Annotated in this window: 21 protein-coding genes and 6 pseudogenes; 16 read left to right on the top strand and 11 right to left on the bottom strand. The window is 32.2% G+C overall.

The features are described 5' to 3' along the window. Window positions 1-78: 78 nt before the first annotated feature. The 4 genes and pseudogenes from AC2CGR_RS22875 to AC2CGR_RS22860 form a co-directional block, all read right to left on the bottom strand. Window positions 79-249 (bottom strand): annotated as a pseudogene (locus AC2CGR_RS22875) (YolD-like family protein); the annotation flags it as partial. Between the two features lie 17 nt (window positions 250-266). Beyond that, complete coding sequence (locus AC2CGR_RS22870; protein ID WP_042514291.1) at window positions 267-638, bottom strand: hypothetical protein; 372 nt, start codon at window positions 636-638, stop codon at window positions 267-269. Between the two features lie 95 nt (window positions 639-733). Beyond that, entirely contained in the window at window positions 734-1075 is a 342-nt protein-coding gene (locus tag AC2CGR_RS22865; RefSeq protein ID WP_071717205.1) for a YolD-like family protein, read from the bottom strand. 5 nt (window positions 1076-1080) lie between these two features. Then, the gene (locus AC2CGR_RS22860; RefSeq protein WP_484481202.1) at window positions 1081-2346 is read right to left on the bottom strand and encodes a Y-family DNA polymerase; all 1266 of its coding nucleotides are present in this window, start codon (window positions 2344-2346) and stop codon (window positions 1081-1083) included. An 86-nt stretch (window positions 2347-2432) separates the two neighbouring features. On the opposite strand from AC2CGR_RS22860, the pseudogene AC2CGR_RS22855 reads away from it, so the two are divergent. From AC2CGR_RS22855 to AC2CGR_RS22835, 5 genes and pseudogenes are all read left to right on the top strand, one after another. Then, window positions 2433-2652 (top strand): annotated as a pseudogene (locus AC2CGR_RS22855) (hypothetical protein); the annotation flags it as partial. Between the two features lie 107 nt (window positions 2653-2759). Continuing rightward, window positions 2760-3440, top strand: coding sequence for an S-layer homology domain-containing protein (locus AC2CGR_RS22850; RefSeq protein WP_071715106.1), 681 nt, complete (start codon window positions 2760-2762; stop codon window positions 3438-3440). A 179-nt stretch (window positions 3441-3619) separates the two neighbouring features. Then, window positions 3620-4612: an S-layer homology domain-containing protein gene (locus AC2CGR_RS22845; RefSeq protein WP_484481201.1), complete on the top strand. Its 993-nt coding sequence runs from the start codon at window positions 3620-3622 to the stop codon at window positions 4610-4612. 67 nt (window positions 4613-4679) lie between these two features. Further along, window positions 4680-4814, top strand: a complete 135-nt coding sequence (locus AC2CGR_RS22840; protein ID WP_302848789.1) for a hypothetical protein — start codon at window positions 4680-4682, stop codon at window positions 4812-4814. 649 nt (window positions 4815-5463) lie between these two features. Further along, window positions 5464-5676: a helix-turn-helix transcriptional regulator gene (locus AC2CGR_RS22835; RefSeq protein WP_097996571.1), complete on the top strand. Its 213-nt coding sequence runs from the start codon at window positions 5464-5466 to the stop codon at window positions 5674-5676. A 148-nt stretch (window positions 5677-5824) separates the two neighbouring features. Here the strand turns inward: AC2CGR_RS22835 and AC2CGR_RS22830 are convergent. Continuing rightward, window positions 5825-6052: pseudogene (locus AC2CGR_RS22830) on the bottom strand (IS4 family transposase); the annotation flags it as partial. Window positions 6053-6397: 345 nt separating this feature from the next. Between AC2CGR_RS22830 and AC2CGR_RS22825 the strand changes: the two are divergent. Beyond that, window positions 6398-7489, top strand: coding sequence for a low temperature requirement protein A (locus AC2CGR_RS22825; RefSeq protein ID WP_042514295.1), 1092 nt, complete (start codon window positions 6398-6400; stop codon window positions 7487-7489). Window positions 7490-7572: 83 nt separating this feature from the next. Continuing rightward, window positions 7573-7744 (top strand): annotated as a pseudogene (locus AC2CGR_RS22820) (alpha/beta fold hydrolase); the annotation flags it as partial. 538 nt (window positions 7745-8282) lie between these two features. Here the strand turns inward: AC2CGR_RS22820 and AC2CGR_RS22815 are convergent. Together AC2CGR_RS22815 and AC2CGR_RS22810 are read right to left on the bottom strand one after the other, a co-directional pair. Next, window positions 8283-9113, bottom strand: coding sequence for a peptidylprolyl isomerase (locus tag AC2CGR_RS22815; RefSeq protein WP_472264605.1), 831 nt, complete (start codon window positions 9111-9113; stop codon window positions 8283-8285). A 311-nt stretch (window positions 9114-9424) separates the two neighbouring features. Then, the gene (locus AC2CGR_RS22810) at window positions 9425-9916 is read right to left on the bottom strand and encodes a hypothetical protein (RefSeq protein WP_484481200.1); all 492 of its coding nucleotides are present in this window, start codon (window positions 9914-9916) and stop codon (window positions 9425-9427) included. A 743-nt stretch (window positions 9917-10659) separates the two neighbouring features. On the opposite strand from AC2CGR_RS22810, the gene AC2CGR_RS22805 reads away from it, so the two are divergent. The 5 genes from AC2CGR_RS22805 (at window position 10660) to AC2CGR_RS22785 (ending at window position 15978) form a co-directional block, all read left to right on the top strand. Beyond that, window positions 10660-11352: a response regulator transcription factor gene (locus AC2CGR_RS22805; protein WP_071680125.1), complete on the top strand. Its 693-nt coding sequence runs from the start codon at window positions 10660-10662 to the stop codon at window positions 11350-11352. Beyond that, window positions 11349-12344 carry a sensor histidine kinase gene (locus AC2CGR_RS22800; RefSeq protein ID WP_071680124.1) on the top strand — a complete coding sequence of 332 codons (996 nt, stop codon included), beginning with the start codon at window positions 11349-11351 and terminating at the stop codon, window positions 12342-12344. The genes AC2CGR_RS22805 and AC2CGR_RS22800 overlap by 4 nt, the downstream gene beginning before the upstream one ends. Window positions 12345-12458: 114 nt before the next feature. After that, window positions 12459-13220, top strand: a complete 762-nt coding sequence (locus AC2CGR_RS22795) for an ABC transporter ATP-binding protein (protein WP_042514298.1) — start codon at window positions 12459-12461, stop codon at window positions 13218-13220. Next, window positions 13210-15057, top strand: coding sequence for an FtsX-like permease family protein (locus tag AC2CGR_RS22790; RefSeq protein WP_484481199.1), 1848 nt, complete (start codon window positions 13210-13212; stop codon window positions 15055-15057). Before AC2CGR_RS22795 ends, AC2CGR_RS22790 begins: the two co-directional genes overlap by 11 nt. A gap of 210 nt (window positions 15058-15267) precedes the next feature. Then, on the top strand, window positions 15268-15978 hold the full coding sequence (locus AC2CGR_RS22785) for a TraX family protein (protein WP_484481198.1): 711 nt from the start codon (window positions 15268-15270) through the stop codon (window positions 15976-15978). Window positions 15979-16115: 137 nt separating this feature from the next. On the opposite strand, the gene AC2CGR_RS22780 is transcribed toward AC2CGR_RS22785, so the two are convergent. Then, window positions 16116-16634 carry a GNAT family N-acetyltransferase gene (locus AC2CGR_RS22780; protein WP_484481197.1) on the bottom strand — a complete coding sequence of 173 codons (519 nt, stop codon included), beginning with the start codon at window positions 16632-16634 and terminating at the stop codon, window positions 16116-16118. A 727-nt stretch (window positions 16635-17361) separates the two neighbouring features. Here AC2CGR_RS22780 and AC2CGR_RS22775 point away from each other — a divergent pair. Then, a pseudogene (locus AC2CGR_RS22775) lies at window positions 17362-17831 on the top strand (TetR/AcrR family transcriptional regulator); the annotation flags it as partial. Window positions 17832-17945: 114 nt separating this feature from the next. Here AC2CGR_RS22775 and AC2CGR_RS22770 read toward each other — a convergent pair. Next, on the bottom strand, window positions 17946-19178 hold the full coding sequence (locus AC2CGR_RS22770; RefSeq protein ID WP_484481196.1) for a cytochrome P450: 1233 nt from the start codon (window positions 19176-19178) through the stop codon (window positions 17946-17948). 223 nt (window positions 19179-19401) lie between these two features. On the opposite strand from AC2CGR_RS22770, the gene AC2CGR_RS22765 reads away from it, so the two are divergent. Beyond that, window positions 19402-19983, top strand: a complete 582-nt coding sequence (locus AC2CGR_RS22765) for a TetR/AcrR family transcriptional regulator (protein WP_484481195.1) — start codon at window positions 19402-19404, stop codon at window positions 19981-19983. A gap of 112 nt (window positions 19984-20095) precedes the next feature. On the opposite strand, the gene AC2CGR_RS22760 is transcribed toward AC2CGR_RS22765, so the two are convergent. Then, window positions 20096-20644 (bottom strand): TetR/AcrR family transcriptional regulator, encoded by a 549-nt coding sequence (locus AC2CGR_RS22760; protein ID WP_484481194.1) that lies wholly within the window; start codon window positions 20642-20644, stop codon window positions 20096-20098. A gap of 275 nt (window positions 20645-20919) precedes the next feature. On the opposite strand from AC2CGR_RS22760, the gene AC2CGR_RS22755 reads away from it, so the two are divergent. Together AC2CGR_RS22755 and AC2CGR_RS22750 are read left to right on the top strand one after the other, a co-directional pair. After that, entirely contained in the window at window positions 20920-23127 is a 2208-nt protein-coding gene (locus AC2CGR_RS22755) for an MMPL family transporter (RefSeq protein ID WP_484481292.1), read from the top strand. Between the two features lie 448 nt (window positions 23128-23575). After that, window positions 23576-23779, top strand: a pseudogene (locus AC2CGR_RS22750) (hypothetical protein). A 1446-nt stretch (window positions 23780-25225) separates the two neighbouring features. On the opposite strand, the gene AC2CGR_RS22745 reads toward AC2CGR_RS22750, so the two are convergent. After that, on the bottom strand, window positions 25226-25540 hold the full coding sequence (locus AC2CGR_RS22745) for a hypothetical protein (RefSeq protein ID WP_484481193.1): 315 nt from the start codon (window positions 25538-25540) through the stop codon (window positions 25226-25228). Between the last annotated feature and the right edge of the window lie 666 nt (window positions 25541-26206).

Below are 26206 nucleotides of genomic sequence, written 5' to 3'. Positions count from 1 at the left end.
ATGTATCTAATGTGTATTATAATCTTATTCAAGAACAAATGGCTGTTATTCCTCCACAAAAAAACTGACCGTATTCAGTCAGTTTATAATCACTAGATCATCAAACTTAAACTCAGTATTCAAACCGAAAGCATCTGTACAATACACGGTTTTCAACATCGGCTCTATATGTAATATATTTATGTACATTTCATGTATCATTCCGTAATGATAATATGCAATTAATAGTTCTTCCTCAGAAATCAATGAACATAGAGTCTATTACGTTATGCTACTAATACCGAGGTCAGTTTGTCCCACACATTCGCCTTCAGATATAAAAACGCTGCTTCCTCACCTCTCGTCATACCACGTTGCGTATCCATACCATCCAACAATATCCACTCTGCATCACCTACGAAATCTCTATAGGGTTTCTTATCCTCTTCGAAAACTAACATCTTGAGCATTTCTTCGGTGCTAACTATCGTCAGTTTGTTACCGGATTGATCTACGTAAAAAACCGAAATGGTGTCACCTTCCCTGTAGATGTTAAATTCATACACACGCTTACCTCGTTTTACCTCTACGTTATACCACGCTAATTCTTGCAGGCTATTCAAGGATAATTCATATAAGTTTGACTGTGTTTGCATCATTTGTAGGACCCCTTTTTAGGTTAATATGATACTATGTAAAAATTTTAACATTGAAATATTAAAGTAGCGTAAAGAGAGTATAAAGTTTCATTTAACTATTCTACGTCAATAATATTGAGAAAATTAAACGTATTCTTATGATGAAAAGCATCTGTGAAAATAACTTTCTTTTCTAAAGGGTCAATATCAACAACCGTCATATAACTTGTTAGCACATATCCGTTTTCATAATACGTAATCATTATCTCCTCTTCGGCTAGTAACGAAATCAGCAACTTATTTTCAATTCTTTCCTGGGCGTCTTGAGTAAGGATAGGTCGTGGCACTTTCGTTTTTTCCTTAATGATTTCTTGGATACCTACAAACTGTTCTGGCATACTCGCAAAAGGCTGCCATTTAACCATGCCTCTTCCTTTCGGCATATTACTATTGCTCATGTTAGTCATGACTTATGTCCCCCTAGTAATGTATTTCGATATCTTGCGGTTGCATTTTTCGTATAGGAAACGCCACGTAGTATACTGTTTTTACCGAATCTAGTGCGGATTTCGTCCATTACCTTTGTCAATTTCACTTCTTTTTCGCGCTGTATTACGTTATCAAATAACGAAATCTGTTCTTCACCTTCTGAAACTAGATTCGTTAACGATATACTAACCGTTCGAATTGGCTTTCCTGTGTATAGCATGTGTAAATAATATGTACAAACATTATAGATATCCATTGTTAGATTAGTTGGTCGATTTAATGTATGTGATTTTCGTATACCACCTCCGTATCCATCGCTATAACCAACCGAAAAATGAACTGTTCGAGCTAGTTTGTTTTGCCTTCGCACTCGATAACAAACTTCCTCGATATGTTCCAGTAGAATAATTGGAAATTCCCCTATGGTGTAATCACGTATAAGTATTTGGCTTTTACCAATAGAAGTTGTTGCTGGAACGTATTTTTCTGATATACGGCTAAAATCAATGCCGTTGCTATGTAAGTGTAATTCTTCGCCAATGACTCCAAAGCTCTGTTTTAAATATTTGAGTGGATATTGTGCCAAGTCACCGATTGAATGGATTCCTTTTCGGTTTAACTTCGCTTCTGTCTTACTCGAAATCCCCCAAAATTTGCTGAGTGGTCGTATTGGCCATAATTTTATGGGTACATCCTCGTACTTCCAGTATGATATGCAATCTTTCGTTTTCTTCGCTTCTACATCTAAAGCAACCTTGCTCATTAAAGGGTTTGGACCAATCCCTATCGTGCATTCGATTCGAGTCTTCGCATATATTTCACGCTTGAATTTCAACGCAAATTCATATGGATCATTAGCAAACAAATGAATACTATCTGTAATGTCCATAAAGAACTCATCAATGGAATATTGGTGGAAATCCTCAATTGGCACGTATTGTAGAGCCAACTTAGTAATGAAATTAGAACATTTTATGTAAGTACTCATAATTGGATTTACCACAATGATATCTTTACGACGTGGTATTTCATACAATCTCGCCATTTTCTTAACGCCTAATGCTTTTAATGGTGGAGTTGCAGCCAAAACAATCGAACCACTCCTATTCACATCACCAACTACAGCCAATTTAGTATGAAGTGGGTCTAATCCCATTTTGATGCACGATACGCTGGCATAGAACGAACGAAGGTCTACACATAAAACAATTCGATTTGGCAATATTGAATAGTCATACATCGTTATTCCCCCTAAATAACAGAACGTTAGTTCTTATTATATACGAATGTATGTTCTTTTATGAAGAGGTTTTTTCAAAAAAATAAAATCGAATCAATATGGTCGGTTTTGAGTCAGTTATTTTTCTAATCAAATCAGTTCCCTATCCAATTGCATCCGCTGTGGCGCTATGCGGTGGTTTGTTTATACTGATTGGTAGCCAGGAACGGGGATTTTCCCTTATATCAAGGGCAGGGATTGGTTATATAGTGATTCAATATGCGATTACTTGTTGAAATTGCTAAAGTTATATGGTTATATTTGTGAATAATTGTAAAAAATATAAATTCCTTCTTTTTTTAATTTTAAAATAGTTATATAATGATTCTTGGAATGGTATTATTGACGTTTAAAATTAAGGGGAGAGAATAGAAATGAAAAAAATAATAATTTCTGGTATATGTGTAGCAATATTCGGTACAACTTTTTTTGCGAATAACTCTATGGCTGAGACATCAGGTAGTATCACAAACCAGGAAATACAAGCAGCGAGTGCTCAAACTAGTAAATTTATAGATGTGCCCGATTGGAGTTGGGCATATAATGAAATTAACTACATGGTTGACCACAATATAATGTTGGGATACCACAATGGTTATTTTGGAGCTTTAGAAGATATAACGCGTGAAGAATTAGCGGCATTCTTATATAGAACGGTGAAAATTCCCGATCGTGATATGTCACAACCGCTTCCTTTCAATGATATAAATGATTCAATGTTTAAAAAGGAAATTGCAGCAGCATATAAAAGTGGAATTTTCTCTTCCGCGTCTGATGGTCGTTTTAATCCAAATAGAGTTGTAACCCGAGCAGAACTTGCTCAAACTTTCAAAAACGCTTTTGGATTAAATAAGAAGTTTGATCATCAATTTAACGATATGCAAGGGCACTGGGCCAATGAAGCCGTAGAAATTTTATATAGTAATGGTATTACTGGTGGTGTAGGTAATAATAACTTTAATCCAGACGGTACAGTAACACGTGAACAATTTGCGGTATTTCTATATAGAACTATTCCAATGTCTATCAAAGATCTACGAGATAACGCTAAGTAAAAATAATTAAAAGACTGACTCTTATGAGTCGGTTTTTTTATTTGCAGGAATTTATTAACTGCTATTTCTATCATATCCGTTGTAGTACGAAAGCCGTTGACGTTTTTTGTATAATTATATATATTAATATAATAAAAAAAGGTTATATCTGTTGTTTTATATACTTAGGAGGAATTATGATGAATTTTAAACATGTACTTGTAACGGGATTAATTACCGCCACGTTATTCGGCACAACGAATACTCATGCACAAACTGCAGCGTTCACTGATGTACCAAGTGGGCATTGGTCTGAAAGTCCTATTAACTACTTAGCTGAGAAAAAGGTAATTAGTGGTTATGGAAACGGGAAATTTGGTTTTGGAGACAATGTAACTCGTGGACAAGTATCTGCGATTATTTCAAGATACCTAAAACTAGAGAATAATGGATCTGCAATCAAAAATTTCTCTGATATCCATGGTCATATGTTTGAAAACAGTATTAAAGCAGTTGTTCAAGCAGGAATCATGAAAGGGGACAATACTGACAAATTTAGACCCGATGATACATTAACTCGATATGAAATGGCTGTTATCTTACAAAATGCTTTTCATTTAGCTGTAAAAACAAACGACCTTTTCCATGATGTTTCAAATAATCATTGGGCAAAAGACTCTGTTCGTTCATTGTATAGTAATGGCGTCACAAACGGAATTGGAAACTATCAATACGGTGGAGAAATGAATGTAACAAGGGAACAATTTGCAAAATTTATGTATAATGCAATTTTTGTAAACCCTAACTTTGTTCCTGAGTCTATTCCTCAGAAAGATGGGGATGAGCATAATTATAAAGCAATTCATAATATATTGATTGATTCTGGGTTTGAAAAAACCCAATATAACTACCGATATGATAAAGATGGTAAAGCATATAATAACCTTATGACTTTTGAATTTTCTTCTGACGATGACAGAGCATATAAAATGTTTATTTCTAGTGATGATCCTGTATTAAACGAACCTGTGAAAAAAATCCTAAAAAACCTCCTACCAACTAAAGGAGATTATCTGTACAATATAATGAAAAATCCTACTGCAAGCTCTCGAACAATAGAATTAGATGGTCGCAAAGTTACACTTTATAGGGATGGCTATCATATAAATGTTTTGATTGGAAAACGAAAATAGTAAAAGTTACTTATAGATGATTTAAATGGTCCCTTTGCATAGGGCATTTAAAGGAGTTGCCCATAAATTGGTTTCACTGCTTATGGGACAGCTTCTTTTTTATTTGCAGGCTTTTTTAACTGCTGATTCTATCATATCCGTTGTAGCGCTATGCGGTGGGCTATTCATTATGGTTGGTAGCCAGGAACGGGGATTTTCGTAAGGATCGGCTATATAGTGGTTCAAATGATTCAGTTATTTATGAGGTTGCTTGTTTAAATTTCTAAAGCGATATAGAATGATATAGAAATTAATGTGAAAAGTCGTATATTAAGAGAAAAGAAAGAGGTGAAAATCTGAATGTGTGGATAGTCTTAGGTGCTGATAATTGATTCAAGGTTAAAGAGAAGAGAGTTGTTTTATTTTATAGCATTCTTAGCTGTTAGAAGAATTCTAATCTATAGGTGAAAAATAAAGATACCACAATGATGTGATACCTTTATTTGGCTAGCTATTGTAGCCGTCCTTGGCATTCTTAATCAACTATCAGGATTGATTAAAAACACCTCAGATATATACTTCAAAGTTAAAGAAGAAGTACAAAAGAGTCGCACCCGCCAAGATATCAACTCACAGTAACCACAAGGGGAGGAAAACCTCTCCTATTACCTAAGATTATAACATATTCGTAATTATTATGAAAAAATTTATGTGGAAGAATATACCGTTTGCTTTATTTCTAATTTTTGTTTTAACAACCCTTGACTATAACAACCTAGGTACTGGGGGCCATATCTACATTATTTTTACAGGGATAACTTTATTCTTAATGTTACTTAATATAATAACCCTTTATATAAAGGAGAAGCATAATGTTTAATTTTGAAACAAAAGAACAACTAACAAAGTTTATACAAGATGAAATTTTAAATTCATCGGAAGCATTAGATATTCTCGGGTGTTCTAGACAGTATTTAAACAAATTGGTAAAAGAGGGGAAAATAACACCGATTAAAGAGACAACTCGCGATAAATTATTTTATAAACAAGATATTTTGACAAGAAAAGAAAAAATGAGAAAGTAAAAGTAGTTCATGCAAATCTCTTAGGGAATGACTACTGTAAATTGAAACAAGGCACAACTAAACGATATAACAAAAAAGCAGACGCAAATTAATGTGTACTGCTTTTTTTGTACGCTCTACTATTTTATGTTTACTTACAAATTCAGCTAAGCCCGTTTGTATTTGCATAAAGCTGACTACATAATTGAGTGAGAGAATCACTTGCTACGTGTTGACTAATCCACACACAAATAATAGCTAAATCACATCCTGAAAACTTACGCTTTCGTTGTACAAAAGCTAGTTCTCTAGCAAGTTTTTCTAAAAATGATGGGGTAAGATGTTGATGTAATTTTTCAGTAAATAATTGTAGCTCGCCTCGAATCGAAAGATCCATAAAAATCTCATCCTTTCTAATAATCAAGCTTGTTTAGAAAGAATAACGTTTTTTTATACTTAAAGGTATTAAAATTTTTTAAGTTGATGGGCAAGTAGGGTGACCCCTATATGGTGGAGATAAAATCGTAGCGGATAAAATAGAAGAAAAACTAAATGGCCTAAAAGTATTGTATTTTAATATAAAAATTTTAAGGGTAGTCAACTATATATAATGTAACACTGACGTTCCAGGGGATTATGTTGAATACAATAATGAGGAGAAATGGTTTATGTCTATTTTATTTTCTCTTCCAATTACTATATATTTTTAGCATACTATTAACTATAAGGAGGGAGTGCAGAAATGGAAGAAAAGAAAGTGACGTGGTTAGAACTCTTTTATGATTTGTTATTTGTGGCGGCAGTGACGGCTGCGACTCATGTTTTACTTCATGTTGAAGATGGTCAAATCCATGCAGAGTATTTAGTAAAATTTGTCTTAATTTTTATTCCAATCTGGTGGGCTTGGGTAGGGCAAACCATCTTTGTTAACCGGTTTGGAAAAGATTTATTTCATCAAAGAATTTTTTTGATCCTGCAAATGTTTTTTGTCCTAATAATGACATCAAGCTTATCAGCTGATTTTGATCCTTATTATCTTTCTTTTTTAATTGGTTATATTGGCTTAAGGGTCGTGACTGCAATTCAATATCTTGTTGTCCAGCGTATAGAAGAGGGGGCTCGAAAAAAAGCAGCACTCTTTTTAGGAAGATATTTTTGGATTGGAATTGTTATTTCGTTATTATCCGTCTTTTTTGATTCTTGGATTCGATATGCTGTGTTATATTTTGGGATTCTTATCGATATTATTGTCCCACTGCTTGGAAGGAAGTGTTTAGAAAAGGTTCCTACAAATACAGCCCACTTGTTAGAGAGATTTGGTCTATTTTCCATTATTCTCTTTGGGGAAGCTCTTGTAAGCACTCTTGTGGTCATTCAACCTAAACAAGGAAATTGGGATTCAATAAGCTTTGCAATTATTTCATTTATCCTCATTATTTCGATGTGGTGGCAATATTTCGATAACATGGAGAAGAAACTCGACAAGTCTAGACAAACTTCTGGTCAAATTATTATTTACGGTCATCTATTTATTTTAATGTCTTTGAGTATGGTTGCAGCATCCATTAGATTATTATTTTTACATGAGGTCTATTATTCCTTTATCTTATATTTTGTTTTTGGTTCTGTATTGCTCTATTTCCTGTCAACTACAATTGTTTTTCATCAATACAGGTTTGAACAACACCGCTTGAACATTTATCATTTATGTCTGTTTTTAGGAATTTTAGCAGTCTTTTTTGTTATTAATTTAATTATAGCAGTGCCGAATATTGTGATAATAGGACAATTAACCTTATTTTTTATCATCTATGCTAAATTAACAAGCACATAAATACAAGAATCAAATAAATTAGTATCCAACTATAACACTGGTTTATATGTATATATTGGTAACTTTTATATTTCATGTTAATTCTTATAATTCACGTTGACTCTGATGCAACTGTACCTTTTGAGTTAAGTGGAAATGTACATATGATTCCATTCCTGATAGTAAACTTGCTCTAATACAGGGTGTCCTCATGGATTAAACGCAACTCATGCAAAAGAATTTAATGAAGCATTATTAACATTTTTAAAAGAATAATCTTTGGGGAACTACCAGAGGCGGTTCAACAGCAATATCAAGAATAATAACACGAATTTATCGATTAGGGGTTTTCCAAAAAGAGTAGCGCTATGCTTAATCTTTTGGAAAACCTTCTTTACATAGTTTTTTTAGGTCTCTTAGGGGAATCGTCACAGCGCTATCAAGTTAAGAAATACATTCTTCCCATAAACGAAAAAAACGAACTGAACTTCTATGGACAACTATGAAAGAAAGAAATTTTCGTTTTGGGAAACTATACAATTTCTAACTTGCTGACAAAGTGGAGTAATAAAAAACATAAAAAAATACCCAACAATATCCAAAAGAATTGTTAGGTATTTTTTATTCTTTATTTTATATAAATCTTTATTTAAAGCATCAAGATTTGAATAAAAATATTTAAAGAGCACATATATCGTTACTAGGTGGATAAGATTGAATTTTCTTGAAATGAAAAATTAATTTAATTGCGATGGGGAGGTACTTCACAATCAGGAAATCCTATACCGAAGGTTCTTGTGTGTATCTTTCTATTTTAAAATTCAAAAGTATTTTTCAAATCTTTATCTGTTACTTTAATATCTGCCTTTTTTAATAAGTCATCCAAGAATTCCTGCTGCCATTGTTGATCTTGTAAACGTGTTGTTTCCAGTTCATTACGGATATTTTCTTTCTCTTGATCAAATGGTTTCAATTCTGTTTTTCCTGTCACTTTAATAATATGATAGCCATATGAAGATTTAACAGGGTCACTTACTTGTCCAACTTCTAATTTATAAGCAGCCTCTTCAAATTTTGCATCCATCGTCCCTGGACCGAATTCTGGTAATTCTCCACCTTTTTCTTTAGTACCGGGATCAGTTGAAGATTGTTTTGCTAATGTTGCAAAGTCTTCTCCATTATTTAATTTCTCCTTTATTTCTTTAGCTGTCGGTTCATCTTTTACTAAAATATGACTTGCTTTCAATTTCGGTTTATAGTGATCTTTTATTTCATTTTCTGTAATGGATGCTTTAATTGCCTTTTCAAAAGCAAATCTAGGTTTTAATTTTTCTTGCAATTCTTTTTCATTCTTAGCTCTGGATTGTTTTAAATAGTCACTAAAATTATCGCCCATTTGTTCCTTTAATTCTTCTACTTTTTTCTTTGCTTCATCATCTGAAATTTTATATGTATCAAGTAAAACTTTATTTAACATTGCTTGTTTTAAAACAGTTTCTCCAGCAAGTTCTTTTAGTTCTTTATTAAACTCTTCTTTAGTTAGGTTTCCTGATTTTGATGTGGCAATGTTCTCCGAACTACCGCATGCTGATAGTAATAACAGTCCACTGATTGTGGTACTTAAAAATATACGTCTTTTGTGCATTTGAATTCTCCTCCATTATTACTTTAATCCAGTATAGAAATGAGTAAGCTGGTTATATTTTTTCTAGCCTGAGATGTAGAATATAAAATTTATGTTTAGACTTCATTAATATTTCTTTTAATTATGTTATTAATAGTTAAGTAATTAATAGTATAAGTTACTTAACTACTTGAATATAAATATACTCTATAGTATGAGTTGGGACATATCTTGTTAGTTCTCAACTTTGACCTGCTATTTCATTTCGGTTTAAAGTAGTAGAACCCCAATCTTTCAAGCTTACCTTAACATTAACTTTTATGATCGTTTCTTTACTCTGTTTTTTCTCTTTCTTCAGGTGTATGCTTTATAATGACTGATTTTACTCCGTCTCCAGCTTTTAGTTTTTGATTTAATGGTAATATAGAGGCAAAGTTGCTTCCAAGATGACTAATATTCTTTTTTGTGTCTATTAGTTCATGAGTAGCATATAATTGCAAATTATAAACAGGGTCACTAAAATTTATTACATCACCAATTTTAGAAGGATTTCCAGTTCTTAAGGTCCAAGAAATGGGATTTTGTTCAAATAATTTTGCAGGAACTACAGTTTTCTTTGGGACAGAATAAGGTAAGTAACTCATTTTCAAATCTTCCGAACTATTTATCGGGATATCTTGTATATTAATCAATTCTAATTTGTTTGTTTTGTTGCTTTCTTCTGCATGAGCGAAGGTTGGTAAAGTGCTGGAAATAATTATGCTCGCTAAAATAAAGTTTGTTCCGGCACCAATCCTCTTAAATAACAATTTATTCTTTTTCATGTTCTCACATCCTTAAAAAAATATTCAAATATATAAATTAATGTAAAATAAACTCTATACACAAAGCATCTTATTTTACATTAATTTATTTTTAATAGCTTATAGCATCTGATTATAGATAATTCTTTTATTTCTTAACATCTCTCAATGTGACAGCAATGTGACAAAATTGTCATATTGCTATCACATTGAGAGATGTGTTTCTATAAGTATTGAATACTGAAACAAGATTATTAAGTTTATAGTTATTTAAATTTATATAAATTAATATAAAAATAATTAAATGAATCTTTTAATCACTATCGTTGGGTAGATGCCGTAAATTAATGTAAAGTCAGTAGTTCCAATAATATGAAATGTCAATATCATGTTAGTTTTGATATAAATTTGTGGTTTAATAATATAATCAATAGTATAAAATAACAGCTTTTTTATTATGGGATTATTAATAAGGCAGCCTGTCAAACAATAAGTGTCTCTTTATCCTAGACTTATTAGTTTATTATTTAAGTTGTAAAATAAGAATGTACTGAACATTACCAATTCAAAAGATGGTTATTCTATATTACTAAATAAGTATTTATTCATAGGTAGCAGATCGTGTTTTTATGTTTGGGAGTAAAACTAGATAATTTTTAAATGTAGTATAGTAATGATATCAATGACATAATAGGATTATCAAATAGCAGTACATAACTATTTATTGATTAAAAACAGTGTCATTAATGATATAGGAGGATTAAATGTATAAATTATTGATTGTAGAAGATGAAATGAATATTGCAAGCACACTTAAAGATCATCTTGAAAAATACGGTTATCACTGTCTTGTTGTAGAAAATTTCCAAAAGGTGCTTGAGTATTTCCATGAATTTCAACCCCATTTAGTTATAATGGATGTTACTCTTCCTGCATTTGATGGTTATTATTGGTGTCGTAAAATAAGACAAATATCAAAATGCCCAATTGTGATTCTTTCTGCTCGTATGAATGAATCAGATCAAGTTTATGGGATAGAAAATGGCGCTGATGATTTCATTACAAAGCCTTTTTTATTAGGAGTTGTACTTGCAAAAATAAACGGACAAATTCGTCGTGTTTATGGAGAGTATGCAAAGAATGAACACATTCGAATTTTAAAACAAGGGAATACCATTTTAAATATGGATACCGTGCGACTGCATACCTTAAAAAAAGAAGAACCATTAACGGTAAAAGAACTTCAACTTTTTGTAATGTTTTTTGAAGCGTACCCTAATGTTGTAACAAGGCAGCAACTACTCACGGCTATTTGGGATGAGGAAGAATTTGTTGAGGAAAATACATTAACAGTAAATATTGCAAGACTACGTAAGAAATTAGAAGGCATTAATTCTGATTTAGAAATAAATACTATACGAGGAATTGGATATCAGTTAACGGAGAGATTAATATGAAATTATTTTTAAAAGATCATATTAGCTTTATTATTCTTTATATTATTACATTTATTAGTCTGCCAATTATTATTCATCAATTAGATGGATTCGAAAATCATTACGCTTATTTTATCTTTTTAGCTCTTTCTTTATTAGTCACTTTACTTATTTTTCGTTATTTATGTCGCAAGAAAATGTACCAACATCTTGAAAGAACGGATATAAGTTTTGATAATATCTCTATTTACCAACCGATTTCTCCGATTGAACGAGCATATGCAAAGAAAATGAGAAACGTTCAATCTTTATTCCTTTCAAAAGAAGATGATTATAAGAATTCTTTAAAAGATCAGCAATTAATGATTTCTCATGCTGTTCATCAAATGAAAACTCCTCTTTCTGTTATCCAATTACTTATACAATCAAATCAATGGAAAGAACCAAGTACCATGGTCGAATGGCAAAAGGTAAAAATTGAATGCGATAAACTCAATTTCTCATTAAATCAATTATTAACATATAGCCGTTCTACCAAATTATTAGCTGATATAAAGATAGAACCTATTTTTTTAAAACATGTAGTACAGGAAGTTATTAATGATTTAAGAGACTATTTTATAGAGGAAGAAATTTTTCCTAAAAGTAATATACCAGAACACATACTGTTATACTCAGACCGGAAATGGATTAAGGTGGTTATATATCAGCTATTAAGTAATGCTGTCAAATATGGAGATAAAAACTCTTCAATTATAATTTCTTACGAAAATGAGAAATTACTTATTAAAAATGAAGGAGAAACAATACCTGAAAGTGAAATAAAGCGTGTATTTGAGTTGTTTTATACAGGAACAAAGGGGCGTATAAAAGGTGAAGCAACTGGTATCGGTCTTTATTTAGTGAAAAGCATCTTAACTACATTAAATCATCCATACTTTTTATACTCTAACAATAATGAAACAATATTTACAATTGAATTTACAGGCAATATTGAGACGGCTGCTAAATAAGGTAGCCGTTTTAAATGTGACAATTTTGTCATATTGCTGTCACTTTGAGAGATGTTAAGAAATAAAAAAGCCACTTATAATTCAATACTGTAAGATACAAGGGAGTGAAACATAATGTCAAAAACTATTTTAGATGTAAAAGACCTTCAAAAAGAATACAATGGAGAAATTGTCTATAAAGCATTGAAGGGTATTGATTTTAAATTAGAAAGTAATGAATTTGTTGCAGTCATGGGACCTTCGGGAAGTGGCAAAACAACATTTCTTAATTGTATTTCAACAATTGATCAACCCACGACTGGATCCGTTAAAATCAATTCAAAAAACCCTTATGAATTAAGTGATGATGGACTAGCAAAGTTTCGACGCAAAGAATTAGGTTTTGTCTTTCAAGACTTTAATCTTGTTCATACCTTAACAGTAGAGGAAAATATTTTATTACCTTTAGTACTTGATTCTGTAGAAGCTGTTGAGATGAACAAACGTTTAGAGAAAGTTGCAATGTTTTTGGGGATTAAAGAAATTTTAAAAAAGCGTACATTTGAAATTTCAGGTGGACAAAAACAGCGTGTGGCAATCGCTCGAGCTGTTATTCACGAACCAGGATTATTGTTAGCTGATGAACCAACAGGTAACTTGGATTCTAAAGCAGTAAATGATGTAATGAATTTGTTTGAGTCAATTAATAAAACGTTTAACACAGCAATTTTAATGGTGACACATGATCCTTATGTGGCAAGTTTTGCACATCGAGTTATCTTTATAAAAGATGGGATTCTTTATAATGAAGTGTATCGTGGAAATAATAAAAAGAAGTTTTATCAGGAAATCATGGATACTCTTACATTTTTAGGTGGTGGCCAGTATGAGTTTTAATCATATTGTCTTTCAAAACATATTACGTGATAAATGGACATATATTTCTTACTTTTTAAGCAGTGTATTTTCTATTTTAATATTTTTCTTATTTTCAATAATAGCATTTCATCCGATGGCTAAGGTTATTCAGATAGGAAGTACACTTAGTCTCGGAATGATTCTTATGAGTTTTATTGTTTACATTTTTTCGTTTCTGTTTATTTTCTATTCGATGTTTTCGTTCTTGAAAAAGAAAACAAAAAATCTTGGTATTTTTATGATTACTGGAGCATCTATGAAACAAGTACGAAAAATGATGTTCAGAGAAAATATGATTATTGCTGGTGCAGCAATAATCACATCGATTGTGTTGGGGCTTGTAATTGCTCCTTTGTTTTTAATGGTTACTAAAACGGTTTTAGATACAAATAGCTTTGGTATGTATATACCGGTACAAGCCGTAGGATTAACGATTGTTCTATTTACAATTCTATTCTTGTTAGTCTCTAAATTTATTACACGTTTTATTAACAAAGACGAAGCTGTTCATCTTTTAAAAGCAGATGTAACACAAGAAAAGTTAATAGAACCTGCACCATGGAAGTTATTACTTTCTATGATAACGAGTGGATTTTTAGTATTTTCACTTATGTCAGAAATGAATTGGATTGAATCGTACGGAATGGTATTCTATATTTTATTCTTTATTAGTTCCCTATTGGCCATATATTTTATTATAACGCAGGGAATTCTGTTTTCAATTCGTGTCTTACAAAAACGACCATCATACTTAAAAAAAACAAATATGCTTTACATTTCAAACTTAAAAGCAAAAGGACGCTCTCATGCACAGCTTATTTACTTATTAACTATCCTATTGTTAGGAGTGTTTTTATGTGCGATTTTACTGTACAGTTCTTATTACAATACAGATAAAGTGGCAGAGTCTAAATCTCCTTATAGCTTCCAATATATATCATTACCAGAGAATACAACGGAAAAGGAAGACATTTCATTTATTGAAGCTACATTATCCAAAGACGGAAGTTATGATGCATATTATTCAGCTTTTAAAACAGATCAACAAAGAAATATCGGTTTTATGTCAGTTTCGAATTATAATGCATTGGGCTTTCATAAAGCAATTTCACTAAAGGATAATGAATACTATGTTGCAGCTGGAAATTACTACGAACTTCCAAACACTGACCTAATTCATGAATACCCGTTTCCAGTTGAAAAACTTAAATATGCGGGTTTTGAGAAACGAAACATTTTAATGACAGGTCACCAAAGTGTATATTATATTGTCCCTGATACGATTTATGAAAAAATCGATTATCCTGTATTAAAAGTATTTGCATATGAACTTAAGGATTGGTCAGAAAAGTTCGCCTTATCAGAAACAATTTTCTCAAAGATTTCACCAACACCGAATAAACACCAAATTTTTTCTAAAATTGATATAAATAAGACTGAAAAAGCTACAGCAAGCTTGTTCTTTTTTATTGGCTTTATGATGAGCCTTATATTTTTGAGCGCAGCAATGAGTATTCTGTATTTCTATCTGCAAACGTCAATTGAAAGAGAAAAAGAAAAATATGCAGGAATTCGAAAAATCGGTTTTTCTGTAAAAGAATTAGCTTCTGTTGTGACTAAGGAGTTAACAACATTAATCTTTATCCCATTTGCACTTGCAGCTGTTCTTTTATGTGGGACCACAATTGGGCTAAGTAAACATTTTTCACCAGCTATTTACGGGGTTACAGCAATAGGGGTTGGAGTATTTTTAATATTATTTGTGATAAGCTTTTTCGTTATTCGACGAAGTTATTTGAAAAAACTAATGAATTAAAAATATGTGCTTTTAATTGTTAAGCTATATAGTCTAAGTATAATAAATTAAGTTTATATGAGTTTTTAATATTCAGGAGGTTCTCTTTTTACAAAAACCTCCTGTAAATACAATTATTACTTTTTATGAAAGTATATTAGTTATGTAAGAAAACAAAAGAGTGTTTACAAAAGGTTAATGGTATCATGTAAAGTGGAGGTTTTAGATTTTATGAGGTTAAATGCTTTTCAATTAAAGATTTTTGCAATGATCCTTATGGTCATTGATCACGTGTATGCTTATATTCCTGGTATGCCAATGTGGATGCATCATCCAGGACGTATTGTAGCACCTATTTTCTTCTATTTTGTAGTGGAAGGGTTCTTTTATACAAGAAATCGTAACAAGTATGCTACACGTATATTTATATGGGCAGCGATTATGTTTGCGGGTTCAGCTCTAATTCAGTACATGTTCCCAAGGGAAAGTGGACTTCACAATAATATTTTCTTGTCACTTGGAATGAGTATTGTTTTACTTTGTATGATTGATTATACGAAACGTACAAAAAACTATTTATTAGGAATTCCCGCTACGATTATTGTGGCTACATTAGGAATGTTTACAGAAGCAAGTTTTATGGGCGTCATCATGACATTAATCTTCTATTTCTTTAAAGAAAAGAAAATATGGTTAATTATCACATATGTATTACTTTCATTACCGGAAGTCCCAACGTTACTTATGGCGGGAGAAATTTTCACGGATATGGGTTTATTTGGTTATAATAATCAATGGATGATGGTATTCGCTTTACCATTCTTCTTTTTATACAATGGAGAACGTGGTTTAAATAATAGACTTACAAAATATATGTTTTATATTTTCTATCCGGTTCATTTATGGATTATCTATACAGTTGGATATTTTGTGGGTAAATAAAGAAAAAGCTTTGCATAATATGCAAAGCTTTTTCTTCTATTCTAGTATTCTCACTTTACATAGTAACTTGTCTTCCCATAAAGAACAAAACCTTGTATATAAACTTTTTCATCCTATTCATATAGGGGTTGTTACTCTTACTCAACACATAAGTTTGAAATTTCCTTCCAGGCATACGCAACATCCTCTACTACTGTTCCTCCAAACGTACTAGTCCTATGAATATATTCTTTTCCTCCCATACGTTCATAAAAACCAAGTCCAGATTTATTTTGTTTCATTACCCAAACCATCATAGAATAAATACCTTTTTCTTTAAAATGCTTAGCGATAGCTGAAATAAGCTGCCTACCAACACCTAATCCTCTACATTCCTGTAAGAGATAAAGCGAATATAGTTCTCCATCAAAATTCTTCTCATTAATACGTTTACCTGATGCAAAACCTATAATATTCCCTGTATCATTAATCGCAACATAAATAAAAGGTTCATTTTCGTTATTTAAAAAATCAATCCACCTTTGTGCTGCATCTTTGTACGATAATTTATCCAGATAATCGTCAGGTACTAGACCACGATAAGTAGTCCTCCAACTATTAACATAAACCTTTGAAACGCCCTTTATATCTTCTTTATTTGCTTTCCTAATTTCCAAGTTAAGTGCCTCCAATGTAAAACAGTAAAATAATAAAATTTATTATAACATTCTTTCTTCAATCCCAGTTGGCTTAATAAGTGTTATTCTACAATATGGCTCGTTTGCGGAACAAAAAAATCCTGCATATCATACAGGACTTTTAATCAAACTTTATTATAAAATATCCGACTTTATTTTAAATCAAAAACAATGAAATATTTATTAGATATACCAAGGATTTTTACAAAGAGATAATAGGCAAAAAACTCATTTTAAATAACGTTGGAAATAAAAGTAAGTATATGACCTGTTTTTACACGTATCTCGGTTGTACCCCAAATAGAATGAATTACAATGTAAAAATGTGATTACCTCATTAGCGTTATATTGACGAATAACAGGGTTCTCGCCACATCACCATCAAGCTAATATTTTAAAGTACTCCCAAAATAAAATTGTTATCTCTCTACAGTCATTTATGTGAATTCAGCTCGTTTTTTGTTTTGGGTGAAAATTATTTTTTAACTTGATGGCAATGTGGGGTAAAACCATATCGCTATCAAACTAAGCTCATACAACGTCACTAATAATAGAGTTTATTTCTTTTTTTCTAGAGGATACATGTAGGGAATTTAAAGATTTGCATACGAAATAACCCCTAACGGGTTTTATTTTTTTGAATTAAGTCGCTTGATTGTTAGACATAGAAAGAATATCGTTTTTTTATTTTGGGTGATTTTTATTTTTTAGCTTGATGGTGATGAGGTACCGCCACATTACTATCAATCAAATCTGTGATCGTGCAATGGTGCATTGAACAACATTTTATAAACATTTTGAAGATAAAGATGCGTTATTGGCATTTGGATTTGAAAAATATCAAGAAGTAGCTTCGACAATACCACTTTTAGATCGATTAAGTAAGCCATTTCAAGTGATGGAACAATTCTTACATCATAAGGAGATTAGTGAAATATTTGAGTCGCAAATGGATGATGAGCAATTTAGTAACTTTGTACATTCTCACACTCGTGAAATGGAGAAACAGGAGAATCAAGAATTAAATCGAATTTGTAAAAGCCATACACTACCAGATGAATTAATTATCGAATTCTATTCGGGTGTAATTACAACGTTAAGCGCATGGTGGTTTCAAAAAAGAAAAGTGTTTCAGCAGAAGAAATGGATAGATACTTCCATCAAATAATCGATTAAGATGTTTTTGGATTTGAAATAGAAAATTAGAAATCATTTTCAAAACGAAGAAAGGGTGTCCTTCCGTCATCTTTGATGACTTTTGGGACACCCCAATTTACCGGATAACTTGGCCTACCGATGAAATTTCATCGGTAAACTGGATAAAGCCTGCCCAGCAGCTGAAGTCTGCAAACTTGCCTCCAAATTGAAGCTTGGAACTGATTCAATGCGAGAAAATGTTTCTATAAAAATTTTAAACGCCTTGTTAGCTTCCAATTTCGCTAGTGGTGCACCGAGACAGAAATGCGGCCCATTGCCAAACGTTTGATGCCGGTTGTTATTTTTTCGGTGAATATTCACAGTAAATGGATCTTCGAATACATCCTCATCAAAGTTTGCCGCGCTATTCCAAGTGATTACCAAATCGCCTTTCTTCAACTCAACGCCTAGAACATTGTTATCTACTTTCACTTCACGGTCCAATGCAATAACGTGGAAACGGTAACGCAGCATCTCCTCAACAAAATTAGGTACGAGGTTTATATCGCTTCTTAATTCTTCGTAAAGTTTAGGAGCATCATATAGCAATGCGTAGAATGAATTAGCCAACAAAAGACTTGTTGTTTCAACACCCGCCGCAAGAAGAAACATAGTCACACGAACAACTTCTTCATCCGTAAATTTTTCTCCTTCGATTTCAACTTGAATCAAATCAGAAAGAATGTCGTCTGAAAGCTGCTTTCTTTTTTCTACAACAATCGGATACAGATAATTAAAGTACTCCATTGCTGCTTTCGCTTTTTGTTGACTCACTTCCTCGGCATTTTCACTATTGAACGGCATGAACAATATATCGACCCATTTCTTAAACAGTAGCTTGTCTTTATGCGGAACCCCAAGCAAATCGGCCATTACTATGATTGGAAGGGGGGTTGTAAAATCTTTGACAATGTCGATCTCCGACTTATCTCCTATTTCGGCAATCAAATTGTTAATAATCTGTTCAATACGCGGCTCCCAAGTTTTGAGACTTCTAGGGGTGAAAGCAGACGAAAGCAGTGAACGTGACTTACGATGTTCCGGTGGATCTGTTTCATTAATTTTTAAGCGATCTGGGACGCTCCCTTCCTCTGTTTCTGCTCCAATCTGGGAAATGGAACGGTGGCGCTTACTTGAAAATAGTTCATGGTCTGTAAGCACTCGCTTAACGTCTTCATATTTGAAAACATTCCAAGTGTCCGTGCCTGCATGATAGTAAATCGGATGCTCCGTCAGCATTTTTTTATACCAAGAAAATGGAGCAAATTCTTCGGATTTAGTTTTTAAATCCTTAATTTCAGAAGTTGAAATCACTGTATTTTCCATATAAATTCCTCCATGCCTAATTAGAGTACAATAGAACAAAATTTGACTACCTAATTCGTCTGACCGAGAAACACAATCCCTTTAGAGTACTTCCTGCATTGATTGTTTTTAATACAATTGTATACTAAGGATTATATGAAATATGATATACACATGTAGATTAAAAGGGGAGAGTCAATTTTCACAAGTTGTATAATTAATCTACAAAAAAGGAGAAGTGTAGATGAAAAATAATGAGGAACAGCTGGATTTACGTGTTAGACGTACACATAAATTATTGTGGGAATCTTTATTTGAATTAATGACGCACTCAAAACAGAAATATAGCTCTATTACCATCAATCAAATCTGTGATCGTGCGATGGTGCATCGAACAACATTTTATAAACATTTTGAAGATAAAGATGCCTTACTTGCAGTTGGAATTAACAAATTTCAAGAGGAAGTTTTTCAGATACCACTTTTAGATCGATTAACTAGGCCATTTCAAGTGATGGAACAATGCTTGCATCATAAAGAGTTTGGTAAAATGTTAGAGTCACAAATGGATGATGAGCAATTTATCAACCGTTTACAGTATCAAAATCATGAAATGAAAAAATTGGAAAATCAAGAGCTGAATCGACTTTGTAAAAATCATACGATACCAAATGAGTTAATTATCGAATTCTATTCGGGTGTCACGGGAACGTTAATTGCATGGTGGTTGCAAAATAGAAAAAGTGTTTCAGCAGAAGAAATGGATAAATACTTTCATCAATTGATCAATCAAGATATTTTTCAATTTGAAAGGGAATGCAAATAACATTAAATAAATTTTCAACACCCTTAAGAAAGACTTTCTTTGATTATAGCTGCCATTTTGGCAGCTATTTTTATTTCACAAAAAGGAGCAGGTTAGTAGAAGAAAAAATTCTCTATATTTCTTTTTTTATTGGGAACATCTCATATATTTTTTCAACTAAAGATTGAGGAGACTCCCTTGACGATCTTTTGATCCAATCAATGAAGACATTAAAGAATCCACCAATAAAAAATAATGCTTGAGCTCTGCTCATGTTATTACTGATCGGATTGTCTGTTTCAAATACAGATTTTATTGCGGAATTAACATAATCAAGAAGAAGACCAGACATATTGGAATCTATTATATTTTTCATTAGGATACGCTCATTGGCCATAAAACTTATTAAACCTTCTATAAAAAGTTGAAGACTCTCATGAGAATCCAAATAAGTAATTTCTTCTAAAAATTTGTCGATACTTTTTTGCATAGAGGCATTAAGCACATCGTAAATGGTACGATAATATTTGTAAAATGTAACTCTTGCAACTCCAGCTTTTTTGCAAAGATCCGTAACAGTTATATCCTTCAATTTTTTTTCTTGCAGTAGTAGACCCAAAGCTTCTGTAATGTATTCTTGGGAGTATATACCATCCTGACGTGAGTTTCTCAGCGCTAACACATCCTTTCATTTTGTTAGTTTTAGCTTCTATTAAACTAAAAGTGCTTGAAAAACCACCCCTTTCTTTTATACTTACATGTGTAAGTACTAATGTTAATACAAATGTTTCGATGATGACTATGCTTATTCTATAAAGGGAATTTGATTTCTGTCAATGTATACAAAAATTCGTTTTTTTCTGTAGGAATAAAATTCCAATAGTACATAAGGGATACAAAAAAACATTTAGTACCATGTACTTACTATTGTAAATAAAGAAGTTGGAGGAGATTAAAATAGCAAAGTATCTTTACAAATTAGGTAATTGGGCAGCAAAACACGGGAAGGGTATTATTTTTAGTACCTTAGGAATTTTACTCATCTTGGGAGTAATAGCTGGAAGTTTAGGTCCCTCATTCAATGATGAGTTAACGATTCCAGGCACACCAGCTGATAAAGCAAGTAAATTGCTAGAAAAAGAATTCCCCGAGTCTCAAAGTGCTGGTGCCCAAATTAAAATAGTTTTTAAAGCTCCAAAAGATCAGACATTAGATTCGGAACAGATAAATAAAGTGATTATGGATACTTTATCTGATATTAAAAAAGATGATTCAAATGTTGAATCAATTGCAACCCCTATGCAACTTAAAAATTTAACCAAAGATAATACCATGGGTTATGCTGTTGTAAATTATAAAAATGATGCTGAAGATATAAAGGAATCATCTAGGAAGAATGTATTAAACAAAATTGAACAAACTCGTGACAGGGGAATCCAAACGGAGTTAACCGGTGATGTGAAATTTTCTGTAGTCGAATCCAGTGGTGAATCCGAGGCTATTGGAATAATTATTGCCTTTATAATTTTGGCGATTACCTTCACATCTTTCCTAGCAGCTGGGATGCCTATTATCACTGCTATTATAGGATTAGGAACTGGAATGCTCGTAGTAATGATAGGATCTAATTATATTGAATTGCAGGATCTATCGCTTTCAGTAGCTATCATGTTAGGAATAGCCGTTGGAATTGATTATGCTTTATTTATTATGACTCGATTTAGACAACAACTTGGTGAAGGACATTCCGTTAAAGAATCTATTGCTATAGCAACTGGAACTGCAGGGAGTGCTGTTGTTTTTGCTGGTATCACTGTAATAATTGGACTTCTTGGATTATCCGTCATGCAGATTCCATTTTTAACTAAGATGGGAGCAGTATCATCTATTAGTATATTATGTGCTGTATTGGTTTCCATCATCGTACTTCCAGCTATACTAGGAATAGTAGGGCATAGATTTCATCCTTCTTCAGGAAATAAATTCCTAAAAAAAATCACAGGTGCAAAAGCAGGCAAAGTACCTTCGAATAAATGGGGGAAACTTGTCACAAAACATCCGTTAGTTATGTCTTTCCTGGCAATTGCATTACTTGCTGTCATTAGTATTCCCTTTTTCCATATGAACCTAGGACTGCCCGATGACGGGGATACCATGTCAAAAAATACAACAGAAAGAAAAGCATATGATCTCATGACAGAAGCATACGGAGAAGGTGTTCACTCTTCTCTAGTTGTGGCAGCAAAAATAGATAGTAAAAAACAAGACCCACAAGAGACACAAAAAGCAATGGCGGAGATTACAGAAGAAATTGGTGAATTAAAGAATGTTAAGAGTGTAACACCAGCCTTCCCTAATTCTTCTGGTGACGTTTTTATTATCACCGTGACCCCAAAAACGGGACCAAATGATATAGAAACAAAAGATCTTGTGAATCATATTCGAGACAAATCGAATACAACAAAAAAAGAAAATGACATTGAGTTATTAGTTACTGGTACAACGGCGGTCAATATAGATATAACAGAAAAGCTAAATACAGCATTACCTATATTCGCAGTACTTGTAGTAGGACTAGCATACGTTCTTTTAGTGTTAGTATTTAGATCCTTACTACTTCCTTTAAAAGCAGTAGTAGGCTTCCTGCTTTCATTGGCTGCAACACTAGGATTTGCCGTGTTTGTTATTCAAGATGGAAATCTTCTTGATTTATTTGGTTTCCCTTCTTCTAGTGCAATTCTTGCCTTCTTGCCAATCCTTACAATTGGTATCCTTTTTGGCTTAGCAATGGACTATGAAGTATTTCTTGCAAGTCGTATGCGGGAAGTTTACACGCATACAGGTAATCCAAAGGAAGCTATTCTTGCAGGGATGAGAGACAGCGGAAAAGTTGTAGCTGCAGCAGGATTAATCATGATAGCTGTATTTTTCGGCTTTATGCTTATGCCAGACCCAATGGTAAAGGCTATAGGTATGAGTCTAGCATTTGGAGTTCTATTTGATGCTTTTGTGGTTAGGCTGACTATTGTTCCGGCCGTTATGACATTGATGGGGAAAGCAGCTTGGTATATGCCAAAATGGCTGGATAAGATTCTTCCAAATATAGATGTTGAGGGGGAATCAATATTGCATAAATCAGAAAGTAAAGATAAAAGAGTAGGATAAGTGTAGCTATGAGTTAAAGTTTTATAGAAAATATCGTTGGAACCAACATGTTAAGGTAAATAAAGAGAATCCATTTTGAAAAAGATTGATATGCTCCCCATTAGGTAGACAGATAAAAAATTAACATTTGTCTACCTAATGGGGGACTTTTTATGGATTGAGTGAAATATTCTACAGCTGAAAAATTGGTTATTTAAGCCCTTTATAAAAAGGGTCATCATCCAATAGCTGACATTACTGCTAAGCTTTCTGTTAGTCCAGTAATGATTAGAGATTGAAAGAGAAGGTATGAAATGGTTATTGAAGAAGCGATTTTTTGGAAGGGTTATTCAAAAGAGCTAGGTGATTCCAAAAATGATAAAATAAGTTAAGTTAACATTTATAACTATATTATAATATAAAAAATTATATTTAAAAAGGAAATTCAAATTAGCTAAAAACTTACCCTGTGTTAATAGTTGATTTTAATATTAGGTGTGAGTTCTTCTACATTAAGTACGAACGGTTACTTTTCTCTAGTGATAGAGGGGTTTTTAATACTTATATGTATTATTTTAAACATTACTGTAGTAAATAGGTTTATCCCTAAACGTCGTTGTATATCAAAAAAATGTAAATTTTTGAAAAAAATTCAAAAGAGACAATCAAATAAAATAATTATATTTGAGGTAACACCAAATTGCCATCGAGCTAAAAAATATATCCATAAAACGAAAAAAATACGTTGTTCTTTCTGTATAATCATAGGAAAGGATGGCTTTTTTCTATGTCTATTTCTGTATTTGATGAATTACAACTATTTGCTTAAGAGATTCAAAGCTTCTTAAAGGCTTTATAACACCCTAAAATGAAAAAATGGGCTTTTTTAATACAAGATAGCACAAATTTCGTTTTGGGGGTAGTTGTATTTTCTTATCTTGATGGGGCTGTTACACAAAATATAAGATATGGATAACTCATTAGGGTAAAGTATACAGGAATAAAGAATAAAAATAAGTGGCAGAGTCGTGACCGCTTTTTGGTAGGAAATGTGCCGGTTGTTTTAGAATCAAAGTGATATATTTGTATTGTGAGAAGTGGTGGAAAAAACAACTCACTATGTTGTTATTTGAATTCTAAACGGCTTCATATTTGCGGCGGTTTTAAAAATCTGAAACCAGCAGCTGGTAATGATTGAATGGTACCACGATTAGGAAGAACTTTTGCTCTTCTTTGAGCTAACAACATCCTAGGTTGATGGAGTGAGGGAAACCTGATAAGTTTGCCGAGATGGTCTGTCGTGGTTGTTAGCTGAAAGAAGAATAGTCTAACTAAAGTAAATATGAAATACACAACATGATTCGCTTATTTAGCAAAGACGTTATCTATTTGGGTAACATCTTTAATTTTTAACCAGTAAAACCTCATGTACTGAATTTTGAGTATTAACATAAGAAATCTCTGAGAGAGTGGCTGATATACGGTTGCTCTTTTATAATGTATTTTTGCAGTTTATAAGGAAAAAATGTTGATGTTAAAGGGATGAAATTATGTAAAAATAAATTAGTGGGGCGTGCTCATTCCACAATCTAGTAACTTCATATACAGGGAAGGTTTTCCCTTCCTTTGAGCGTACAGCAAATATATATTAACCAAATATAAATTCTGTTTCTTTGCCGACGGCTGTACGTTGAAAGGTGCGGAAGCACCGTCCCTAATAAAGTATTTATATTCTCACTTTTGACAAAAAGCTCTGTTTCTGTAAAGAGGGTTTTTTGTCGTTTAAGAGCGACTAATTGATTGTTTTTTTTATTTGTTATCTAAATTAGAAAATTATTTAAAAATATACATTTATAATGTTATATATGAATTTAAAAAATAAGAGAGGTTGAAGAAATGAAATATTATATAAAAATTGAAGAGAAGAAGAAAGAAAAAACAAAGAATATTAAATGAAATCAAGGCTAAAAAAGAGCTACTTCTTGAAGAGTTTATCACTTTTACAAATAATTGGTTTGAAGAACATACCTTATTTGCTATAACAGGGGTACCAACGTAAAAACGCGGTTATTATACGCTAAGATATTTTTATAAGTAAAAACCCTAACATAAAAAATAATTATTTACGACGCCTTCTCTTTGCTTTTTTTCGCCGATTTGTTTGACTATATTTTTTTATAGGAGTGCTTTTATTTTTCTTATAATCGGGTAACTTGAGTATAAGAACAGAAATCGCAGTAAAAATGCAAAATATAAGCATTGCAATGATCCAAAGGTTAATGTCATATTCATATAACTTACTAAAATACTTTTTGTGATTAGTAATATAGCTTACATTACTGTCAATTGCTTCAAGGGTGTAGGGAATAACCCAAACGTAACCAATTATCATAACAAATGTTCCAAGTAGGAAACTGAGTATATGTTTTATCATGTTCTGTTCTCCTTTAAGTATGTTTAGTATATAGAGTTTTTCTGCAAAGATTGACATTAACATTCCTATTCCGTTGATAGTGCATATGGTGATTTCGTGGAAATGAGTATGGAATTTGAATACTAGAAAAAGCGTAGAAAGATTCAATTTCTACGCTTTTTCTCCTTAATAAATAATTATCGTTGTTCTAAATCTCTTATATAAGATTTTACAGCTTGTAATAAGAATTCTACCTGTCCCATAATTTCAATTGTATTTTTGATAAGTGTTATTGAGAGTCTCTAAGACTAATAATATCAAGGAAAGGGATTACTTCTCAATAGGGTGCACTCTATCGAGAATATAAATATGCAATTATGCATATTTATATTTTTTTATTTTAATACAAACGAAATCTAATATATAATTAAAAGGTTTTTTATGAATTGAAAAGGTGACGCGAGTATGAAGAAAATCATAGGACTTATATTATCATTATTTTAATTATTTTCTATCTATGCCCTAATGTTTACAGAGGAAGTCGAAGTTTTAAATCAAATAGGCCGCGTCAAAGAGAAAGGGGATTGGCATCATAATGCGGATTTTACACTAAGGGATTTTTAAATTAAAAAATTGGTTTTACTATATATTAAGAAGGTTCTATAAATGGGCTACTACATTTAAAAA

It is taken from the genome of Bacillus sp. LSHTCR4, from assembly GCF_057197025.1.
The sequence above is the reverse complement of the archived record's forward strand: the minus strand, read 5'-3'. Positions and strand labels throughout refer to the sequence as shown.

Excerpts from the sequence above, each read along its gene's own strand:
- AC2CGR_RS22870 (WP_042514291.1), bottom strand. The coding sequence starts at position 638 with ATGATGCAAACACAGTCAAACTTATATGAATTATCCTTGAATAGCCTG.
- AC2CGR_RS22865 (WP_071717205.1), bottom strand. The coding sequence starts at position 1,075 with ATGAGCAATAGTAATATGCCGAAAGGAAGAGGCATGGTTAAATGGCAG.
- AC2CGR_RS22860 (WP_484481202.1), bottom strand. The coding sequence starts at position 2,346 with ATGTATGACTATTCAATATTGCCAAATCGAATTGTTTTATGTGTAGAC.
- AC2CGR_RS22850 (WP_071715106.1), top strand. The coding sequence starts at position 2,760 with ATGAAAAAAATAATAATTTCTGGTATATGTGTAGCAATATTCGGTACA.
- AC2CGR_RS22845 (WP_484481201.1), top strand. The coding sequence starts at position 3,620 with ATGAATTTTAAACATGTACTTGTAACGGGATTAATTACCGCCACGTTA.
- AC2CGR_RS22835 (WP_097996571.1), top strand. The coding sequence starts at position 5,464 with ATGTTTAATTTTGAAACAAAAGAACAACTAACAAAGTTTATACAAGAT.
- AC2CGR_RS22825 (WP_042514295.1), top strand. The coding sequence starts at position 6,398 with ATGGAAGAAAAGAAAGTGACGTGGTTAGAACTCTTTTATGATTTGTTA.
- AC2CGR_RS22815 (WP_472264605.1), bottom strand. The coding sequence starts at position 9,113 with ATGCACAAAAGACGTATATTTTTAAGTACCACAATCAGTGGACTGTTA.
- AC2CGR_RS22810 (WP_484481200.1), bottom strand. The coding sequence starts at position 9,916 with ATGAAAAAGAATAAATTGTTATTTAAGAGGATTGGTGCCGGAACAAAC.
- AC2CGR_RS22805 (WP_071680125.1), top strand. The coding sequence starts at position 10,660 with ATGTATAAATTATTGATTGTAGAAGATGAAATGAATATTGCAAGCACA.
- AC2CGR_RS22800 (WP_071680124.1), top strand. The coding sequence starts at position 11,349 with ATGAAATTATTTTTAAAAGATCATATTAGCTTTATTATTCTTTATATT.
- AC2CGR_RS22795 (WP_042514298.1), top strand. The coding sequence starts at position 12,459 with ATGTCAAAAACTATTTTAGATGTAAAAGACCTTCAAAAAGAATACAAT.
- AC2CGR_RS22790 (WP_484481199.1), top strand. The coding sequence starts at position 13,210 with ATGAGTTTTAATCATATTGTCTTTCAAAACATATTACGTGATAAATGG.
- AC2CGR_RS22785 (WP_484481198.1), top strand. The coding sequence starts at position 15,268 with ATGAGGTTAAATGCTTTTCAATTAAAGATTTTTGCAATGATCCTTATG.
- AC2CGR_RS22770 (WP_484481196.1), bottom strand. The coding sequence starts at position 19,178 with ATGGAAAATACAGTGATTTCAACTTCTGAAATTAAGGATTTAAAAACT.
- AC2CGR_RS22765 (WP_484481195.1), top strand. The coding sequence starts at position 19,402 with ATGAAAAATAATGAGGAACAGCTGGATTTACGTGTTAGACGTACACAT.
- AC2CGR_RS22745 (WP_484481193.1), bottom strand. The coding sequence starts at position 25,540 with ATGATAAAACATATACTCAGTTTCCTACTTGGAACATTTGTTATGATA.